Annotated in this window: 13 protein-coding genes and 1 tRNA gene; 7 read left to right on the top strand and 7 right to left on the bottom strand. The window is 43.6% G+C overall.

What is annotated here, in order from left to right; translation table 11 throughout:
* Positions 1–260: 260 nt before the first annotated feature.
* Both CHB62_RS02505 and xpt read right to left on the bottom strand, forming a co-directional pair.
* Positions 261–1604 carry a nucleobase:cation symporter-2 family protein gene (locus CHB62_RS02505; protein WP_089365566.1) on the bottom strand — a complete coding sequence of 448 codons (1344 nt, stop codon included), beginning with the start codon at positions 1602–1604 and terminating at the stop codon, positions 261–263.
* Between the two features lie 259 nt (positions 1605–1863).
* Positions 1864–2436, bottom strand: coding sequence for a xanthine phosphoribosyltransferase (gene xpt / locus CHB62_RS02500; RefSeq protein ID WP_009012297.1), 573 nt, complete (start codon positions 2434–2436; stop codon positions 1864–1866).
* Positions 2437–2658: 222 nt separating this feature from the next.
* Between xpt and CHB62_RS02495 the strand changes: the two genes are divergently transcribed.
* Positions 2659–4734, top strand: coding sequence for a TonB-dependent receptor plug domain-containing protein (locus CHB62_RS02495; RefSeq protein ID WP_089365565.1), 2076 nt, complete (start codon positions 2659–2661; stop codon positions 4732–4734).
* Between the two features lie 181 nt (positions 4735–4915).
* On the opposite strand, the gene CHB62_RS02490 is transcribed toward CHB62_RS02495, so the two are convergent.
* Entirely contained in the window at positions 4916–7081 is a 2166-nt protein-coding gene (locus CHB62_RS02490; protein ID WP_089365564.1) for a family 20 glycosylhydrolase, read from the bottom strand.
* A 282-nt stretch (positions 7082–7363) separates the two neighbouring features.
* Between CHB62_RS02490 and CHB62_RS02485 the strand changes: the two genes are divergently transcribed.
* The gene (locus tag CHB62_RS02485) at positions 7364–8449 is read left to right on the top strand and encodes a hypothetical protein (RefSeq protein WP_089365563.1); all 1086 of its coding nucleotides are present in this window, start codon (positions 7364–7366) and stop codon (positions 8447–8449) included.
* Positions 8450–8945: 496 nt separating this feature from the next.
* On the opposite strand, the gene CHB62_RS02480 is transcribed toward CHB62_RS02485, so the two are convergent.
* Positions 8946–9023, bottom strand: a tRNA-Pro gene (locus CHB62_RS02480).
* Between the two features lie 123 nt (positions 9024–9146).
* Between CHB62_RS02480 and CHB62_RS02475 the strand changes: the two genes are divergently transcribed.
* The 5 genes from CHB62_RS02475 (at position 9147) to tsaE (ending at position 16739) form a co-directional block, all read left to right on the top strand.
* Positions 9147–10400 (top strand): 3-phosphoshikimate 1-carboxyvinyltransferase, encoded by a 1254-nt coding sequence (locus CHB62_RS02475; protein ID WP_089365562.1) that lies wholly within the window; start codon positions 9147–9149, stop codon positions 10398–10400.
* 54 nt (positions 10401–10454) lie between these two features.
* Positions 10455–10853, top strand: coding sequence for a hypothetical protein (locus CHB62_RS02470; protein ID WP_089365561.1), 399 nt, complete (start codon positions 10455–10457; stop codon positions 10851–10853).
* Positions 10854–10917: 64 nt separating this feature from the next.
* On the top strand, positions 10918–14460 hold the full coding sequence (gene porW, locus CHB62_RS02465) for a type IX secretion system periplasmic lipoprotein PorW/SprE (RefSeq protein ID WP_089365570.1): 3543 nt from the start codon (positions 10918–10920) through the stop codon (positions 14458–14460).
* Positions 14461–14478: 18 nt separating this feature from the next.
* Positions 14479–16095: a T9SS response regulator signal transducer PorX gene (gene porX, locus CHB62_RS02460; RefSeq protein WP_089365560.1), complete on the top strand. Its 1617-nt coding sequence runs from the start codon at positions 14479–14481 to the stop codon at positions 16093–16095.
* Positions 16096–16328: 233 nt separating this feature from the next.
* On the top strand, positions 16329–16739 hold the full coding sequence (gene tsaE, locus CHB62_RS02455; RefSeq protein ID WP_009012288.1) for a tRNA (adenosine(37)-N6)-threonylcarbamoyltransferase complex ATPase subunit type 1 TsaE: 411 nt from the start codon (positions 16329–16331) through the stop codon (positions 16737–16739).
* A gap of 858 nt (positions 16740–17597) precedes the next feature.
* Here the strand turns inward: tsaE and CHB62_RS02450 are convergent.
* The 3 genes from CHB62_RS02450 to CHB62_RS02440 are packed head-to-tail and all read right to left on the bottom strand — an operon-like array spanning position 17598 to position 19300.
* Positions 17598–17870, bottom strand: coding sequence for a DUF4834 domain-containing protein (locus CHB62_RS02450; RefSeq protein WP_089365559.1), 273 nt, complete (start codon positions 17868–17870; stop codon positions 17598–17600).
* 18 nt (positions 17871–17888) lie between these two features.
* Positions 17889–18593 carry a CDP-diacylglycerol--serine O-phosphatidyltransferase gene (gene pssA / locus CHB62_RS02445; RefSeq protein ID WP_089365558.1) on the bottom strand — a complete coding sequence of 235 codons (705 nt, stop codon included), beginning with the start codon at positions 18591–18593 and terminating at the stop codon, positions 17889–17891.
* Between the two features lie 2 nt (positions 18594–18595).
* On the bottom strand, positions 18596–19300 hold the full coding sequence (locus CHB62_RS02440; RefSeq protein WP_009012285.1) for a phosphatidylserine decarboxylase family protein: 705 nt from the start codon (positions 19298–19300) through the stop codon (positions 18596–18598).
* Between the last annotated feature and the right edge of the window lie 10 nt (positions 19301–19310).

Here is a 19310-nt window from a genome sequence, read left to right as displayed (position 1 = left end):
CCGAGAGATGCAGACAACCTCTCGCTACGCGTCGAGAACGTCTGCATCTCTCGGAGAGGGACACTCTTTTATTGCACTTCGTTTTGGAACTTGCAGCAGTATTTAGGGGATATAAGTGTTCTAAAACAGGATTTCTTTATCAGAAAAGGAGGCTGTTCTTCATTACAAAACAGCCACAACACTGTTCCCTACAGCTGCCTTTCATCTACTGAGAACACGTGAATAGCGATAGATTCACTGTCGTAAAGCATCGCCGTCGTCTACTCCTTGATACGGATAAGAGCATTGGCAATGATAGCGGTAAGACCACCTGTCGTGATACCACTTGAGAAGATTGTCTTAATCATAGCGGGCATCTTATCAAGTATATTAGGTACTAACTCTACGCTCAGACCCATAGCAAAACTAATAGCCATGACCAACACTGCTTTACGAGTAATCTCTGTTGAAGCAATGATACGAATACCTGCAGCGGCAACAGTACCGAACATCAACAAGGTAGCACCTCCTAAAACAGGAGCAGGGATAAGTGAGAACACCCTACCAACCACAGGGAAGAGTCCTAAGAGTACTAATGCACCAGCAATGAAATAGCCCACATAACGGCTGGCAACGCCCGTAAGCTGTATCATACCATTGTTTTGAGCAAAGATAGAGTTAGGGAAACTATTGAAGACAGCGGCCAATAAGGAGTTGAAACCATCTGCTAACACACCACCCTGTGCTCTCTTCAAGAAGACAGGACCCTCAACAGGCTCGCCAGAGATAAGCGAGTTGGCTGTAATATCGCCATAAGCTTCAACTGCCGTTACAAGGTAAATGAGCCCAAGACCAATGACTGCACCCAAATCAAGCCTAAACCCATATTTAAAAATGGTTGGGATAATAATCCCACCACTACCTTTAAGCGTTGAGAAATCTATCATCTTGAGTGCATAAGCAGCCACACAACCTATCAATAAGCCCAATACTATAGATGCCATACGTAGGAATCTGTTGCTTGAACGATTGAAGAATATAATGCTCACCAGTACCAACAAGGCCAGACCAAGGTAGCGCATAGAACCGAATGTATGGTTATCTATGGCCGTCTGACCACCTCCACAGGAGCTGATACCAGCCTTAATAAGACACATACCGATAAGGGTAACGACAATACCTGACACCAATGGCGTGATTATCTTACGTGTATAAGGTAGGAGACGACTCACAACCATCTCTACAACTGAAGCTACGAGACAGGCACTGAAGATGTAACTGAGTCCCAACTCGACGTTCATCTTATGATTAACCATACCCAGCATACCTGCTCCAATGATTGGACTGATAAAAGAGAAAGACGTTCCTTGAATACAAAGGAGGCCTGCACCAATCGGACCAAACCTACGACACTGAATTAAAGTGGCCAAGCCTGACACGAAGAGAGACATTGACACGAGATAACCAGTGGTCGCCAAATCGAATTTCAACGCCGAACTGATGATGAGAGGAGGTGTGATAATGGCTACGAAGATGGCTAACAGGTGCTGCAAAGCAGCAAAGACGGTTTCACGAAGCGGTGGACGATCATTCAGACCATAGATAAGCTCTTTAGACTTTTCCATTCTTTTCTATTATTAAATACTATAACTGAAGGTAAGATACCATACTTTTATAAAACGAAGATAGCAACTTTGGCTCTACCAAAGTTTATCTATACACTAATTGAGTATATATGCAGGAGTCACTTAAAAGACGTTTCTAAAATTCAAAAAGACACTCCCTCAACACAAAGACCACTATATAAATAGAAGAAAACTACTATATAAAAAGGAGAAGACTACATTATATAATAAGAAAGGTGGGCACACAAGCCCACCTTATTTATACTTCTTTCATTTTAATCTCACAGTTATCAAGCGACTCGATGATAGCTAAGCTCTCACAACGAACGCCTTCCGCCTCAATCACCTCACGCCCATGTTGGAATGCTTTCTCTATAATGAAGCCCATACCAACCAGTTCTGCGCCAGCCTGCTTACAAAGGTCTATAATCCCTTTTGCCGCATTACCGTATGCTAAGAAGTCGTCTACGAACAACACCTTATCACCTTTACCAAGGTACTCCTTGGAGATCACGACATGATACTCCCTTTGTTTCGTAAACGAAAAGACCGTTGTTGAAAGCATATCACCCATCGTTGAGGGTTTCTTCTTCTTCGCAAAGACCACTGGAAGGTCAAGGAGAAAGCCCATCATAATGGCTGGTGCGATTCCACTCGCCTCTATTGTGATAATCTTATTGATTTCTGTTGATGCATAGCGGCGGATGAACTCCACGCAAATCTGCTTCATCAGGTTAGGGTCCATCTGGTGATTAATAAACTTATCTACCTTCAAGATACCATTTGGGAAACACTTTCCATCCTTTAGGATACGGTCACGTAATGCTTTCATTGTGCAATTAATCGTTTTTCTACTTCGATAATTAATTGCCTACAAAAGTAGTAAAAATCTCAAATATAACATACATAAACGATGCTTTTTTCTATGTCTTACCTGCACAAAAGCTGATAATTATCGATTTACCCACGCTCTTCAAAAAAGTTTTATTACTTTTGCACACGTTTTGCCGGTAAGGGTCTTTTACCCTTCCGACCTTTTATTTAATTATAAAATATGTACAAACCAAAAAATCAAAAACGCAGTGTTCTGAAGTTCAAACGCTTCTCTAATCACGGCTACTCGCTCTTTGCCGTTCTTGGCAAGGAGGTTTTGATTGGTGTACTGAGTGTCGCTACCTTACAGAACGCTACAGCCAAGGGCATTAGCGTTAAGACTGAGAAGGCAGAGACAGACTCAACATTCGCCAACCGAGGTGTCTTGATGCAGGAAGTGAACGTGACAGGAACACGAGCACCACTGACAGTAAGTCAGCAGGCGAGAATGGTAACTGTACTAAGTCGTGAGGATATCCAAGCGGCACCAGTACAAAGTGTAAACGATTTGTTGAAGTATGCCGTCGGTGTTGACGTCCGACAGAAGGGTCCAATAGGTGCTTTAACCGACGTAAGTATCCGTGGTGGCAACTCAGAACAAATCACTATCCTCCTTAATGGTATTAATATCTGTGACGCACAGACGGGACATAACTCCTTTGACTTCCCTGTTGACATCAGTGAAATCGAACGAATAGAAGTCCTTGAGGGCCCAGCAGCCCGCGTTTATGGTACATCTTCTTTATTAGGTGCTATAAACATCGTAACCAGAACTCCACAAAAAACCAGTCTCTCTGCCCATGTTGAAGGTGGTTCCTACGGCTACCTCAGCGCTGGCGTACGTGGTAATATTGCATCGAAAGACCACTGGAACAATCAGTTATCAGCTTCTTACACCCGCAGCGATGGCTATCTTCGTAACAAGGCGGGCAGCCTCAACGCCGACTACCGCACTGCAAAGGCCTTTTATCAAGGGAATTATACAGATGAGAACATGGCCGTACGCTGGCATGCAGGTATGAGTCTGAAAGACTTTGGGTCAAATACTTTCTATTCAGCAAAGTACGATGACCAGTTTGAACACACTTTCAAGACCTTCACAGCCATTCAAGCTGAGAACCTCCGAGGCCGCTTCCATATCCGTCCTTCTATCTATTGGAACCGCAATATGGACCGTTTTGAACTCTTCCGAGGTGCTGCCAACAAGTATCCATTCAACTATCATCGAACTGATATATATGGTGTTAACCTCAATGCTTACTTTGATTGGAACCTTGGACGTACTGCCTTCGCAGCAGAACTACGCAATGAAGACCTCGTCAGTGGTAACCTTGGCGAACCTCTCTCTCGTCCAAAGCATATCCACGGGACTGACAGAGACTACACCGTAGGGCTGAATCGCACGAATATTCAGTTTGTTCTTGAGCATAATATCATCCTTGACCGCTTCACGCTGTCGGCTGGTTTGACAGCTGTCAAGAACAGTCAGGCAGACATGCCAATGCATGTTTACCCAGGCGTTGACGCAAGTTATCGCATTGGAGACGCTTGGAAGTTATATGCTTCCTACAATTCATCACTCCGCATGCCGTCTTTCACCGAGCTATTCTACTCTGTTGGCGGTCATAAAGCCGACAAGCATCTCCGTCCGGAAGAACTTTCTGCATTCGAGGCAGGTGTGAAATACGACAACAAAGGTGTCACTGCTAAGGCAAGCCTTTACTGGAACAATCACAAGAACCTTATCGACTGGATTAGTGATGGTACATTAGATACTAACGGAGCTGTGCTATGGAAGAGTGTAAACTTCGGAAAGATAAAGCACTTTGGAACTGAGGCTTCACTCGACTTCGACCTCTATCAGCTTCTTCCCTCCCAAAAGTTCTTTAAGAAGTTTGGCGTGGCTTATAGCTACATCCACCAGAAGAAGGTTGATAATCAAGGTTATGTGAGTAAGTATGCGTTGGAATATCTGAAGAACAAGTTTGTCAGCAATCTTCAGTTGAACCTCTGGCGCAACCTTGATCTTGGTTTCTACTATCGCTTCCAACACCGTATGGGAAACTATATCGACACTAACAACCAGCTACAAAGGTATAAGAGCTATGGAGTTGTGGACAGTCGAATGAGTTGGAAAGCCTCAACATGGACAGCATACGTCGAAGCCAACAACCTATTTGGGGCTCATTACGTTGATTATGGGAACGTTCCACAACCAGGCGCATGGGTCGTTGCGGGTGTAAGTCTGAACCTTTAGCGAATTATTTTCATGAAAAAAAATATTTTTCTTCACGACAATAAATATTTTTTTTCATGAAGAAAAATAATTATCATCACGAAGAATAATTCATTACCTTCGTGATGATACTTTTATTTATAACGGTCTGTCGTCATCGTAAAGACTTTCTTTTTACAGACTGACAACACTCATCAACACTCTATCTTACGTTTACTGCGATACCACGACGCAGCATATCATCCGCCAGCGGACGAACTCGTGTGAGGAACTCCTTATAACTTCTTCGTTCAGGAACACTCCATCCTGCTTCAGCCAAAGCGGCTGCACGTGGGAAAGCTTGATAGTAAATACGCTCCGTGGAGTTGATACATTCACTCCAAAGCGTACCACTCACACCGAGTAGATTATCACGTACAAACACAATATCCTGCCCCCATGCTGGGTCAAGACGATAGGTCTGTTCGAGCGTAGTGACCGGCATTCCCCAGTTCTTCTCGGGCATATCGCCTCGCTGCTGTGGATAGTCAAGGTAACAGTGCTCGCCCGGGCAGAGCATAATCTTAGCCTTATTGCGTACTGCAGCATCAATGGCAGTCTTCGTCAAACCATGTCGCCAAGCATAGACCACACAACCCGGCTGAATCGTCTTAAACTCCTGCTCATACCAATACATCGGTGTCTTACCCAACGACTGCAGCTTATTAATCACACGATCAAATAGATATTGTTGCAACTGCCAGTTCTCTGTGTATCCTTCTTTCTGCTTCAATGCCTTACAAGCAGCACAATCTGACCATGCACCCAAAGGCGGCTGACCTGCCTCATCACCCCCTAAATGGACGTATGGGGCAGGGAACACATCGGCTAACTCAGTCAGAACATTATCGAGAAACTCATAGACAAATGGTTCTGCAGGGCAAAGCAACTCATTGCTCACACCACAAGTCAAGCGGATAGGAACAGGCTTCTTTGCACAAGAGAGTTGTGGGAAACAGTGGACAGCAGCCACTTCATGACCGGGAAGTTCAATCTCTGGTATCACCATGACATGATAGGTCGATGCAAAACGAACAAGTTCTCTCATCTGGTCTTGGGTATAATAGCCACGAATACGCTCTGGCATATCATCCATACCGACACGGTCGGAGGCCTTCTCTATAAGTTCTGGGTATTTCTTTATCTCTATTCTCCATCCTTGATCGTCAACAAGATGAAGGTGGAGAGCATTGAACTTATAGCGTGCCATCTCTACGATAAATCCCTTTAGGTCATTGAATGGGATGAAATGGCGCACTGGGTCGACCATTAACTCACGAATTGCCGTACGGGGTTGGTCGACTATATAGAGTGAAGGAAGCTTTACCGAACGGGCTGAAACACCATTGCCTATACAGAGTTGTTCGAGTGTCATCAGTCCATAGAATACCGCAGCAGGTGTGCGTCCTTTAATCGTTATACCCTTATCGGTCACCTGTAAGGTGTAAGCCTCATCATTGGTAAGCGACTTGTCAAGTGCAAGGTGCACCATCGGACCAGCTTTACGACTCTTCTTATAGACTGTTCGTTCACAGAGGATACGTTCTGCTTGCATCTTTTCGTTACTCAGTTCCTGTGGAGCCTCTACCCCAGCAACATCTTTCCATTGAAGAGCAAGCTTGGATTTATATACCTCCAACTTCAGTGGACGGGGTACGAGGAGATGCTCTGGGTCGCATACATTCTTCGTTTCGTGATGGCCGAAGAAGTTACGCCAGCCCAGTGCGTTACGATAAGCCTTCTTTGCTTGCGTCGGGACTATCAATTTCACACGACTAAGGTCAATACCATCGAAAGCATTGTCAGCACAAACAGGAGGAATGACAGCTGAAAGTCGTACCTCACGCAGTCCTCTACAATTAGCGAAGGCAAAGGCCCCTATACGCGTAGAGCCACCGAAGTTCAATCCAGTCAATTGACGACAACCATTAAAGGCCGAGGCCTCTACGACACGTGTAGTTGCGGGGAAAGAGAGTTCACCGCCTATTCCGTCGCAAGCAAAGAACGCTTGACTACCGATAGAATCAAGTTTTGTAGGGAGGACGAGAGAAATAAGTCGATGACAAGAGTGCATTGCGTTGCGTGGTATCACCGTACAATTTGTTTTTGAAAGGTCAAGTACTGTCTCGTCCACTTTCACATCTCGTAAGGTTCTAAAGTTCTGCGCATTGGCCATCTGGCCTACCAACAGACAAGCGCAGAGTATTGACACACCCTTACTTGCAACTCTTCTCCAAGAGAAGAGACTATTAAGTCGATTCCTTTTATTAATAAGCTGCAGAGGAGTCTGCCATAGATTTGCCCAAGAGGTTACGCTCATTGTAGCCATTTTCTTGTTTGATTTAATTACGTAATACAATAGATTTTGGTTTTATCATCCCAATAGAGTAGGCAAAGATACAAATAAGATTTGAGATAAAAACATTTTCCTTTGACATAACATATAATTCAACAAACTATTATAAACATTGCGAGATATTGAAAAATCTTATTATCTTTGCCCTACTCTTTCCTCATAGAGTATGAAAACGAACTGCAATAGCAGGCAAATATAACCACCACTATTACTCGAAACAGTATGGAAACAAATATAACTAAAAACATAAAAGATATGGAAAAGACGTTTGAAAATCCTCAGCAGATAGGGACACAAGATAATAAGAGTGACAAGAACAAAGCGACATCTGCCTATACACAACAACAGTTAGAGGCAAACACACAGATTAAAGGGTTTCTTGCCATATATCTCCTTACGGCCATCATTGGTGTTGCCTATAGCCTATTTCTCGGCTTGAAAGCCTATAATATATTAGGAGAAGACCTGTCAAGCAATATTGCAATCGCAAATATATTTACCATTTTCACACTATGCTACACAGGACTCTATACCATCTATGCTTTTATAAGACGCAAGGCTAATGCCACGTTCTATGCTAAGGCCTATGCAGGACTGATGATCTTTGCTAATATACTGATACTCATCACTTCCCTTACAGAAGGACACTTGACAGCTGACTGCCTGCTTTACCTCGGTGGTCTCTGCCTCGGAATCATCTGGATGGGCTATTTGTTTGTCTCAACCAAGGTGAAAGAGGCTACTCCCTCAGCCTGTCGTAATACGCCAAAAATGAACCGAGCAGTCATAATAGGCCTGTTCACCACATCAGTCGTGCTATTCCTCTTAGGAACACCAGATTTAGTAATGAACTTTACAACCAAAGCTAAGCAGAAAAAAGAGATGCTTAGTAGGAAGCTACAGCCTAACCAACGTACCAATGGAGTGTTTATCTTTACAATTCCAAAAGGTTTCACCTGTAATAGACAACAGCCTAAAGAAAAGTTACCTATCGACCCTTTGTTCGAATTACACAATAAATACGTTGGTAGTGCGGGCCTAACTGCATTCTATTTATCTGATGAATATACAGAAAAAGTTTATTGGAATTGGGAAAAGGGAATACTCAAAAGTTTCGATGACGTTTCTCCTCAACTGATTGCAGAGGGTGAGGAGAATATTAATGGCAACACTTGTACATACCGTATCAGGAAGATTGAGAAAAAAGGAGAAACTGTTTTCTGGCGTTACTGTATCCTTATTGATAAGAAGAAAGAGAAGGGTTGTATCATATCTGCCTTCGACAATGGTGTATCTGTCGGTTATATCACCGAACTTATCAAATCTATAAAATTCGAATAAACACCTTTCTTTCTAAAGTAAGAGGTGAGGACAGTGGGAAGGTAACCCCTACTTTCCCTCCTTTACATTATAGCGTAACACGCTGACAATCTGTCTTATTCTAACGTAACAGAACTTTTTGAAGGGTTATAAACCCTCCTTACGATTAGTGCTAAGCCCCCGCACCGTACATGTTCAGCCTCCGCAACATGCGTGCTGGGGCTTTGTGCGATGAAAAAGAACTGTAAGGAATGATTATAGTGATGCCCTCAACGTATAGAGGGATGTGCCCTCTCTTTAATAATCGTTATCCTACTGTATTTCAGGAGAAGCATGATAAGGAAAGAGGCAACCCAAGCCACAGACACATTCTATGGTTAATCAAAATTCATCTCTCGACTTAGTCCTCAATAGAAAACGACACCTACAATAGATAAACAGGATAAGAAAGAAATAAGTACACCTCTTTTAACAAAAAAAGGGACTGATAAACAGCCCCCTTTATAATAATGTTTCTTGGTCGGGATGACCAGGCTCGAACTGGCGACCACTGGTCCCCCAGACCAGCATTCTAAACCTACTGAACTACATCCCGTATCTTTTAAGCAGTGCAAAATTAGTTACTTTCCACCATATTAGCAAACTTTTGGACTTCTTTTTCTCTATTCCCAAGTTTATTTTGTACTTTTGTCGTAGTATAAATCTGCACTAAATACACATGCAATACATCGTAAGTTGCCCCGAACATATTGATACTTCTATCATGCTTCCAGCATCAAAAAGTATCAGTAATCGTGCCCTTATTATCCAAGCACTCACAAAGGGAGGAATGATGCCTAAGAACTTATCTGATTGTGATGACACTGAGGTTATCATCCGTGGACTTGGTAGACAATCGGAAATCATAGACATCAAGGCGGCAGGAACGGCTATGCGCTTTATGACAGCCTACCTTAGTGCTACGGAAGGAGAATACACAATTACAGGAACGGAGCGTATGAAACACCGTCCAATTGGTATTCTTGTGGATGCACTGCGCTATTTAGGGGCAGAGATTGAGTATGTTGGTGAAGAAGGCTACCCACCTCTCCATATCAAAGGTAGGCAACTTGAGGGGGGGACATTGCAGATAGCGGGTGATGTTAGCTCACAGTATATCTCTGCTCTACTGATGATTGCACCTATTCTAACGAAAGGATTGGAACTAAAACTAACGGGTAACATTATCTCTCGACCCTATATAGACCTGACATTGCACCTTATGCATGAGTTTGGTGTAGCTGCAGAATGGTCTGACTTTGATACGATTAGAGTGAAGCCACAGCCCTATCAGCAACGAGCCTATACGATTGAAAGCGACTGGAGTGCTGCAAGTTATTGGTATGAGATACTTGCGCTGACAGATGACACCCAGTCAAAGGTGGCTTTACAAGGGCTGAAAGATGGGTCAAGACAAGGCGATTCGACGGTAAGATACATCTTCTCACTACTCGGAATAAAGACGAGTTTTAAGGAGAAAGGCGTTAACGGAATGCCTGAAGCACTCTTAACCCGCCATTCACGTATGTTGAATAGAATGGACTATGACTTTACCAATCAACCAGACTTGGCTCAAACGCTCATTGCCGTATGTCCTGTATTAGGAATACCATTCCATTTTACAGGCTTAGGAACCCTGAAGATAAAGGAGACCGACCGTATTGAAGCCATGAAAAGAGAAATGGAAAAGTTGGGATATATCCTCCATGAGGAAGAGGGGACGGCATTATCATGGACTGGTGAACGTTGTGAACCCATGACACAGCCAACAATTGACACCTACGAAGACCATCGCATGGCTATGTCGTTTGCCCCATTGGCTATCAAGTTAGGCGAGATACGCATCAACAACCCAGAGGTTGTGTCTAAATCTTACCCTCATTACTGGGCCGATTTACGCAAAGCAGGATTCAAGATACAGCAAGTAGATTAAGCAAGTCCTATCAGACTGTATCAAAGAAGCTAAAGAAAGCAAAGGAAGTAAAGAATGAGTATATTTCTTATTGGCATAGGAGCTCTATTTATATTAGCGATTATTGCAGCAATAGCGACAAAGTTCACTAAAAGAAAAGCAGGTGAACCTGATATCATTATGCCCACCTCTGGTGACTGTTCATCCTGTGATGGGACAGATGACAAATGTGAACAAGTATGCATGATGGAGGCCGCAACAAAAGACATAGAGTATTATGACGATGAAGAACTTGACCGTTTTCGTGGTAGACCATCTGACCAATACACTGATGAAGAGGTGGAAGAGTTTGCTACCGTACTCTATACAATGCAGCCGCATGAGGTGAAAGGCTGGAATAGAAGCCTTATCCTTCGAGAAATCAATCTACCAGATCAAATCAAGGATGAGGTGATAACAATGATAGAAGGTTAAGTTCGTTATCTGTACCTATCGTAGCTTGAAGGCGCTTACAATAGTACTGAACATCAAAGGAAACGTGAAGAAAAGAGTAATAAGACATATCATCCCCTCTTTGTTGGCATTCTGTGTACTAACAATTATTAGTTGCTCAACAAAGAATAACACTGCGCAAATGCGTTGGTGGCATGCCTTCAATACCCGTTATAACGTTTATTATAACGGTGCACAAGCCTATATTGATGGTTCGTTGGAGAAGGAGAAGGGAAATAAGGATAACTTCACAGAGCTCATTCCACTCTATACTGTCGGTAACAAGAATAGTCGTGACTTAGGAAAGAGCAACTTTGACAGAGCCATAGAAAAGGCTGAAAAGGCTATTGCAAAGCATAGTATTAAGAAAAGACCAGAATGGACTAAGAGCAGACGGAAGACTGAGAAGGACATAGAATGGCTATCCCGTCGTGAGTATAATCCCTTTCTATGGAAAGCATGGATGCTCATGGGACGTTCACAGTTTCATAAAGGTGCCTTTGAGGAAGCGGCTGCCACCTTTGCTTATATGAGTCGTATCTACAAAGGACAACCTGCTATCTATGGCAAAGCAAGGGCTTGGTTAGCTAAGTGTTATATAGAACAAGACTGGCTCTATGACGCTGAGGATATCATTCGGAATATGCAACGCGACTCTTTGGATTGGCGAGCTGTGAAGGAGTGGGACTATACCTATTGTGATTACTACCTCCATTCGGGTGAGTTAGAAAAGGCTGTTCCCTATCTCCAAAAGGTTATCAAGCATGAAATGCGTAAGAAGCAGAAGGCCCGTGAGCTGTATCTACTCGGACAGGTGTTGGCCTCACTCGGTAGAAATGAGGATGCTTATAAAGCCTTCCAACGTGTTATTCGCACCAATCCTCCCTACGAATTAGAGTTCAATGCACGCATTGCTCAAACCGAGGTAACTGCTAAGGGACAGACGAAAAAGATGATTAGTAAACTCAAGCAGATGGCTGCTTCAGACAATAACAAGGAGTATCTTGACCAGGTGTATTATGCTATGGGTAACATACATCTTGCTGCTCAAGACACCCTTGCAGCCATTAATGCCTACGAGCAAGGTAATAAGAAGGCTACAAGAAACGGTATTGAGAAAGGCGTACTACTACTCCACCTCGGTGATCTCTACTGGGCTAAAGAGCGCTTCGGAGATGCTAAACGTTGCTATGACGAGGCTATCGGACTGCTTGACAAGGATCGCAAAGACTATGAACAACTCTCTGAACGCTCAAAGATATTGGATGAGTTAGCACCTTATACGGATGCTGTACAACTTCAAGACTCCCTTCAACATCTTGCTAAATGCTCTGAACAAGAACGAAATGCAGCCATTGACCGTGTCATCACAGCCCTCAAAAAGAAAGAAAAAGAGGAACGAGCACTACAAACAACACAGGACAATGGACAGCAACAAGACGTGTATAGCAACTTTGGGAACAATAACCTTGGAACGCCTAAGCGTGTAAACAATAGACAACAACAAGGAAATACATGGTATTTCTATAACCCTACGGCTGTTCAACAAGGTAAGATAACCTTCCAACAACTATGGGGCAAACGCGAGAACATTGATAACTGGCAACGTAGTAACCAAAGCGTTGTGGGGAGAATAGGTAATACTAACATGCCTACTGACCTCACAGACCAACAAAAAGACTCTATCATGCGGGCTGAGGCACGCCTGGACTCTATCAATCAAACGACCGACTCGCTCAAAAACGACCCCCACATGCGTGAATACTATCTATCACAGATACCTTTCACTGCGGAACAGTTGGAGGCAAGTAACAAGATATTAGAAGACGGACTACATCATTCTGGTGTTATCTTTAAGGACAGACTCGACAACCTTCGATTAGCCGAAAAGGCCTTAAGGCGGGTGAGTGACAACTATCCCGACTATGATCAGATGGATGATGTGTACTATCATCTATACTTACTCTACATGCGCAAGAACGAACCACAGCTTGCTGAGAACTATGTTACACGTCTAAGTCAGAAGTTCCCAAAGAGTAAGTGGACCACACTCCTTACTGATCCTTACTATAAACAAAACCTTCGTTTCGGTGTACAGATAGAAGACTCCCTCTATGCGGCTACCTACGACGCCTTCAAACAAGGCCGATATAGTGAGGTAGCAGGTAATGCTCGCATCTCTGAATCACGCTTCCCTATGGGTGCCAACAGGGATAAGTTCCTCTTCATTGGAGGCTTGGGAAAACTGAACAATGGCGACCCTACGGGCTGTGTCAACGACATGAAGGAGGTTGTGAAGAAGTATCCAAGCAGTCGTATCAGCGAGATGGCGGGTATGATAGTCAATGGTGTACAAGCTGGGAAGAAGCTACGTGGAGGCAAGTTCGACCTTGACGACATCTGGAACTATCGTGCAAACGTAATGAACGATAGCGATAGCATACAGCAAGCTAAGTTCTCTTCAGAACGTGACATAGACTTTAAGTTCCTGTTAGTGTACCATCCTGACTCACTGAAAGAGAACAAGTTGCTATTTGAATTGGCACGTTTCAACTTCACAAACTTCCTTGTTCGTAACTTTGAGATAGAGGTAGAAGACCTCAATGGACTACATCAGATGCAGGTATCTGGCTTCCGCAGCTTCGATGAGGCTTATCAGTATGCACGTCAATTGTTTGCTTCCAAACTCGTTGTACAACAGATGGGGAAGTCGACTAAGGGGATTATCATCAGTGATAAAAACCTTAAACTAATAGGGACTACTTATAGTTATAAGGACTATGAGACGTTCTATGCAAAGCATTTTGCACCATTAGTCGTGACGCAAAGATACTTACTCAGTGAGCCTGCTGAGGTTGCAACACCACGTGAACGCGACCTACAACAGGAGATTGAACAAAAGCATGCAAATGACCCAGACCTCTATCCTGACACACAAGACGTACCTGTCGACAACACAATGACGATTCCTTTGGAGGATGCTAAGTCTACAAAGACAGAACAGAAGGTGAATGAACAGAATAAAAACACCTTTGAAGTTCCTGTTGAGGAGAAGAAGTCTGCCGTAGAAGAGAAGAGGGAAACAACGAAACAGAAGCCTGTTGTTGAGGAGAAGAAGCCTCTACCAGAGGAGAAGAAGCCCGTCTTAGACGACAACAGTACTTACTTTATCCCTGACGAGGAACCTGTAAAGGACGTTACTCCTAAGGCACCAGCCAAGACTACGAGGTCAACGACTCCTGTGAAGCCTGTCATCCCGACAAAAGAGACAGCTCCCGTCACTCCGAGCAAGCAGTCTACTACTGTCGTGCCTACCAAGCCAACGACTCCAGTAGCACCTGCAAAGACAACAAAACCAGCGACTAAGGACAAGCAGGCTAAGCCTACCGTAACGAAGACGCAACAGCCTTCTACGCAGAAGCCACAGACCGCTCCTGTGCAGAAGAAGAAGGTTTCAGATGACGGTCCGATTATCTACTTCGGCGATGACGTACCTCAACAAAACAAGACAAATAATAAGAATAATAAAAAGAACCAGCCCGTCCAGAACGATATCGAAGATGAATACTACGATTTGGAGGGCTTCTAAGGAAAGGAGATAACAGCTATGAGCAATGGATTGTTACTTTGGGTAGATGATGAAATAGAGTTGTTAAAGGCGCACATCATCTTCCTTGAGAAGAAAGGATACGAAGTGGTGACAGTTAGCAATGGTGCTGACGCCATCGACCAATGCCAAACACAGACCTTCGACCTCGTTCTTTTGGACGAGCAGATGCCGGGCCTGTCTGGTTTGGAGACTTTACAACGAATTAAGGAAATTCAACCTGCCACCCCTATCGTCATGGTTACGAAGAGTGAAGAGGAGGATATTATGAACCAAGCGATAGGTGCTAAGATAGCAGATTACCTTATCAAGCCTGTTAACCCTAATCAGATACTCCTTACACTGAAAAAGAATGTTCATCAGAAGGAGATTGTCACAGAGGTGACTCAAAGTGGTTACCAACAGAACTATCAGCAGATTGCTATGCAGATAGCCGACTGTCGCACATTCGACGACTGGAAGGACGTGTATAGAAAACTTGTTCATTGGGAACTGGAGTTGAGCAGTGCGGATAGTAACATGACTGAGATGCTGAAGATGCAGAAGGAGGAAGCCAACAACGGCTTTGCTAAGTACATCGCTAAAAACTATCTTGACTGGGTTGCCCCACAGGACAATAAACTAAGTAACAGCTTCTCTAAGTTGACAGGACATAAGAAGAAACCATCCAACAACAACGATAGTCGTCCGCTGCTCAGTACTGACATCTTCAAAAGTAAGGTTTTCCCACTCATAGACAAAGGTGAGAAAGTATTCCTCATCGTCATCGACAACTTCCGACTCGACCAGTGGCGTATTCTCTCAAAGGAGATTGGTGACATGTTTGATATCGATGAAGACCTCTACATGAGTATTCTCCCAACGGCCACACAGTATGCCCGCAACGCCATCTTTAGCGGTCTTATGCCGAAGCAGATAGCTACGATGTTCCCTGAGCTATGGGTAGATGAGGACGAGGAAGAGGGTAAGAACCTTAACGAGGAACCGCTTATACAAACACAGATAGACCGTTATCGCCGTCACGACAAGTTCTCTTATCATAAGATTAACGACTCTACTGGTGCCGACAAGTTCATGCAGCAGTATAATAACCTTGCACAGAACGATCTCAATGTACTTGTAGTAAACTTCGTCGACATGCTTTCTCACGCTCGTACAGAGATGAGAATGATACGTGAATTGGCAAGTAACGAGAGCGCATATCGCTCTATTACGCTTAGCTGGTTCCAACATAGCGTGTTAGCAGACGTATTCAAAGAGTTGGCACAGTCGGACTATAAGGTCATTATCACGACCGATCACGGGTCTATCCGCACCACCAATCCAGTAAAGATTATCGGTGATCGTAATACGAATACCAATCTGCGTTATAAGTTGGGGAAGAGCCTCAACTACGATGCACGGCAAGTATTCGCTATCAAGAATCCTCATCTTGCACAGCTCCCTGCGCCAAATCTCAGCACAAGCTACGTCTTTGCTACTGGCGACTCGTTCTTTGCTTATCCGAACAACTATAACTACTACGTCTCTTACTATAAGGATACATTCCAGCATGGAGGCATCTCTATGGAAGAGATGATTGTCCCACTGGTAACATTAAGTCCGAGGAAGCGGTAAGAGGGACCTCCCCCAGCCCTCCGAAGGAGGGGCAAGTCCCCTAAAATACACTTAAGACTGGGACAGAGGATATGTCTTATTAAAGACAAGCATACTGAATAGCATAAACATCGGTTGTATCGTAATTGTTCGCACATAATGGTCTATAAGATTCACAGAAACCTATAGCTCAATCCAAAAGAACAAACGATTCACAACCAACTATCACATAAACAAAGTAAAAACAAAGCAATATGGAAATTACAATCAAAAGTCTCGACACCATCCATGAGGCTGCAAAAGAATTTGTCAAGGAGATGGGCGAAGGTAAAGTATTTGCTTTCTACGGAAAGATGGGAGCTGGTAAAACAACTTTCATCAAGGCTCTTTGTGAGGTCTTGGGCGTAGAAGATGTCATTACCTCCCCTACTTTCGCTATCATCAATGAATATACTGATGGTAAGGGCGACCCTATCTACCACTTTGACTTCTATCGCATCAAGAAGTTAGAAGAGGTGTATGACATGGGATATGAGGACTACTTCTATAGTGGTAACCTCTGTCTGCTTGAATGGCCAGAGCTTATTGAGGACATCCTACCAGAGAATGTCATCAAGGTCACGATTGAAGAGCAGCCTGATGGGACTCGTAAGCTGTCTTGCTAACGAGAGATAGCAGGTGAGAAGGAACCTTACAAGGGCATGAGATGTCTTTCCTTTCTTTGTGATTGATAGTGTCAAATACAGAGAAAGGGAAGATGTCTTGACGTATTGACGTCGAACGGTGATGCTATGCTCCACAAGACAGCTCATAGAAATCACTGAGATACTCCCCTTGGAAATGCTCGCTGAAATCGAAAGGAGTTTTCTTGCCCACCAACAACACAGATAGAAAGAGGTCTATTTGCACACATGTAGAGCCTGAGAAGGCGTTTCATCCGACAGATACCACAGCGTTCGTCTACTATAGTTGGTCGCTATGCTCTGTGAAATCGTGTACCAAAACAAGCCTCTCGGAGCTCTCCTTGTAGACAAGAGATTGTCTGGTTCCATGAGAATATATCACTGAGACACTACTACAAGGAGACTGACAAAGAGTGAGAAAACGCTCAACTTGCAGGCATATATTGTCAAGATATTTCAGAGATCACACTCCCCTCTATTCGGAAAGAGGCTGAGCTTGATAGAAGAAGACGCCCTTCAACGTTCGAGAACATGCCCTTCTTGATGCAAGAAGACGCCTCTCTTGGAGCAAGAAAGGCGTCTTCTTCGGTACAGCTTGTAACCTACTGACCTGCTGTATGTTATAAACTAAGTTTTAGGAAACATTCTTCTCCCATCTTGAATATGTTTGGATTGATGCTGTATAAGGATTTTTTACTACATTACAGGCAATCCCGACATGAAGAGATATGCCTCATTTCATGTCCTATCAAGCTGCAATTAAGAGAGAGAAGATAACAAAAAAGGACAAATCAAAGCGATTTGTCCTTTATTGTTTTGTATATAATAGGGTGTTATCTCTTATTCTGATTTAGTATCATCGTCCTCCGTAAAGTCAACATACTCGCCCTCGCTGTCTGGTATCACTTGTTTATAGCGCTCCTCCATAGGCCGATTATCGATGATAGTATTCTCTGTTGAGTTTGCTTCCTGCTGTTGGTAGTCGTAAGGATTGAACTGCCGACGCACACGAGTCACCTGCTTATAGAACCTGTAAGCCAACCATAAGATGAAGACCAAGAAGGCTATAAAGAGGAAAAAAGCAAACTTGAAAAGGAAAGCAAAAAATGTCATATCTTTGAAGTTATGCCCCTACTTTTGTGTAGAAGACTGTTGTACGATAGCTGATAATATCACATACCATGCGACGATGATAGCGAATGCCGAGATACCGAAGATGGCCACCAATGGACAACAGGTTATCAAAAAGATATACTTCACCTCATTACCCTTAAAGCCCCAGTGCTTGAACTTCAAAGCAAACATTGGTATCTCTGATACAAGCAGCCATGAACTGATAAGAATACCCGCTATAATAAAGTGTAATACCCATGAATGGTTTTCTAACTTATCCCCTACTCCAACAATGAGTGACCCCCAGAAGAGTGCGTTGGCAGGCGTTGGCAATCCGATAAAACCTAAGGCTTGACGCTCGTCGAGATTGAACTTTGCAAGACGCAATGCCGAGAAGGCAGCCATGATAAAGGCTACGTAAGGCAGATAGTCACGCAGTGGCTCAAGGAAAACAGGATAGGACATCACATGCAACATCGAGAAGATGATAGTAGATGGTGCCAAACCAAAGGTGATAACATCTGCTAAAGAGTCTAACTCCTTGCCGATTGGCGAACTAACATTAAGTAAACGAGCCACCATACCATCAAAGAAATCAAACACTGCACCTATGATAATAAACAGCAAAGCCATCTCTATGCTGTTACCAAAGGCAAGGCCAGTAGCAATACAACCTGAAATAAGATTGCAACAGGTGATGCTGTTAGGAATATGTTTCTTCATATTTACTTATTATTAGGCTTCAACTTAGCAATAACCGTTTGGTCGCCTGTTGTCGCCTGACCCATCTTTACACATACCTCAGAGCCTACAGGCAGGAAGATATCAACACGACTACCCAACTTAATAAAGCCGAGATGCTCATCAATATAACAATCCTCACCAGGCTTAGCGTAGGTCACGATACGACGTGCCATCGCTCCTGCAATCTGACGACAGAGTACATCTGTGCCATCAGGAGTTGTGATAATAGTGTCAGCGTGCTCGTTCTCCTCACTTGCCTTAGGTAGCCAAGCTTTGTGATAATTACCATCAAAGTGCTGTACGGACTTTACCACTCCGTCAACAGGGAACCAATTGGCATGCACATTCCACAGACTCATGAAGATGGATATCATCAATCGGCGATCATGGAAGTATTCATTCTCGTCTACTTCTTCAATGACAACGATATGTCCATCGGCTGGAGCCACGACAATACCATCTGTCTCCTCACTACCAAAGTATCGGATAGGACACCGATAGAAGTTTAGTACTATACCATAGACGGTACCGAAGACTACTGCAAATATCCAAAATGGTATCTTAGTTGGAACTGCAAACCAGAGAATCAAGGCGATCAGGACAAGAGCGATGCCTCCGTAGAGTAGCGTATTAGTCCCTTCGTGATGGATTCTAATCTTTTTGAGTTTCTTTTTTATTTTTCCCATGGTCGATAAA

It is taken from the genome of Prevotella jejuni (genome assembly GCF_900187995.1).
Taxonomy (GTDB): Bacteria; Bacteroidota; Bacteroidia; order Bacteroidales; family Bacteroidaceae; genus Prevotella; species Prevotella jejuni.
Note: the sequence above shows the minus strand (reverse complement) of the source record. Positions and strands in the feature narration are given on the sequence as shown.

What these genes read in the sequence shown, in the direction of transcription:
- CHB62_RS02505 (WP_089365566.1), bottom strand. Translation starts at nt 1,604, where the DNA reads ATGGAAAAGTCTAAAGAGCTTATCTATGGTCTGAATGATCGTCCACCG.
- xpt (WP_009012297.1), bottom strand. Translation starts at nt 2,436, where the DNA reads ATGAAAGCATTACGTGACCGTATCCTAAAGGATGGAAAGTGTTTCCCA.
- CHB62_RS02495 (WP_089365565.1), top strand. Translation starts at nt 2,659, where the DNA reads ATGTACAAACCAAAAAATCAAAAACGCAGTGTTCTGAAGTTCAAACGC.
- CHB62_RS02490 (WP_089365564.1), bottom strand. Translation starts at nt 7,081, where the DNA reads ATGGCTACAATGAGCGTAACCTCTTGGGCAAATCTATGGCAGACTCCT.
- CHB62_RS02485 (WP_089365563.1), top strand. Translation starts at nt 7,364, where the DNA reads ATGGAAAAGACGTTTGAAAATCCTCAGCAGATAGGGACACAAGATAAT.
- CHB62_RS02475 (WP_089365562.1), top strand. Translation starts at nt 9,147, where the DNA reads ATGCAATACATCGTAAGTTGCCCCGAACATATTGATACTTCTATCATG.
- CHB62_RS02470 (WP_089365561.1), top strand. Translation starts at nt 10,455, where the DNA reads ATGAGTATATTTCTTATTGGCATAGGAGCTCTATTTATATTAGCGATT.
- porX (WP_089365560.1), top strand. Translation starts at nt 14,479, where the DNA reads ATGAGCAATGGATTGTTACTTTGGGTAGATGATGAAATAGAGTTGTTA.
- tsaE (WP_009012288.1), top strand. Translation starts at nt 16,329, where the DNA reads ATGGAAATTACAATCAAAAGTCTCGACACCATCCATGAGGCTGCAAAA.
- CHB62_RS02450 (WP_089365559.1), bottom strand. Translation starts at nt 17,870, where the DNA reads ATGACATTTTTTGCTTTCCTTTTCAAGTTTGCTTTTTTCCTCTTTATA.
- pssA (WP_089365558.1), bottom strand. Translation starts at nt 18,593, where the DNA reads ATGAAGAAACATATTCCTAACAGCATCACCTGTTGCAATCTTATTTCA.
- CHB62_RS02440 (WP_009012285.1), bottom strand. Translation starts at nt 19,300, where the DNA reads ATGGGAAAAATAAAAAAGAAACTCAAAAAGATTAGAATCCATCACGAA.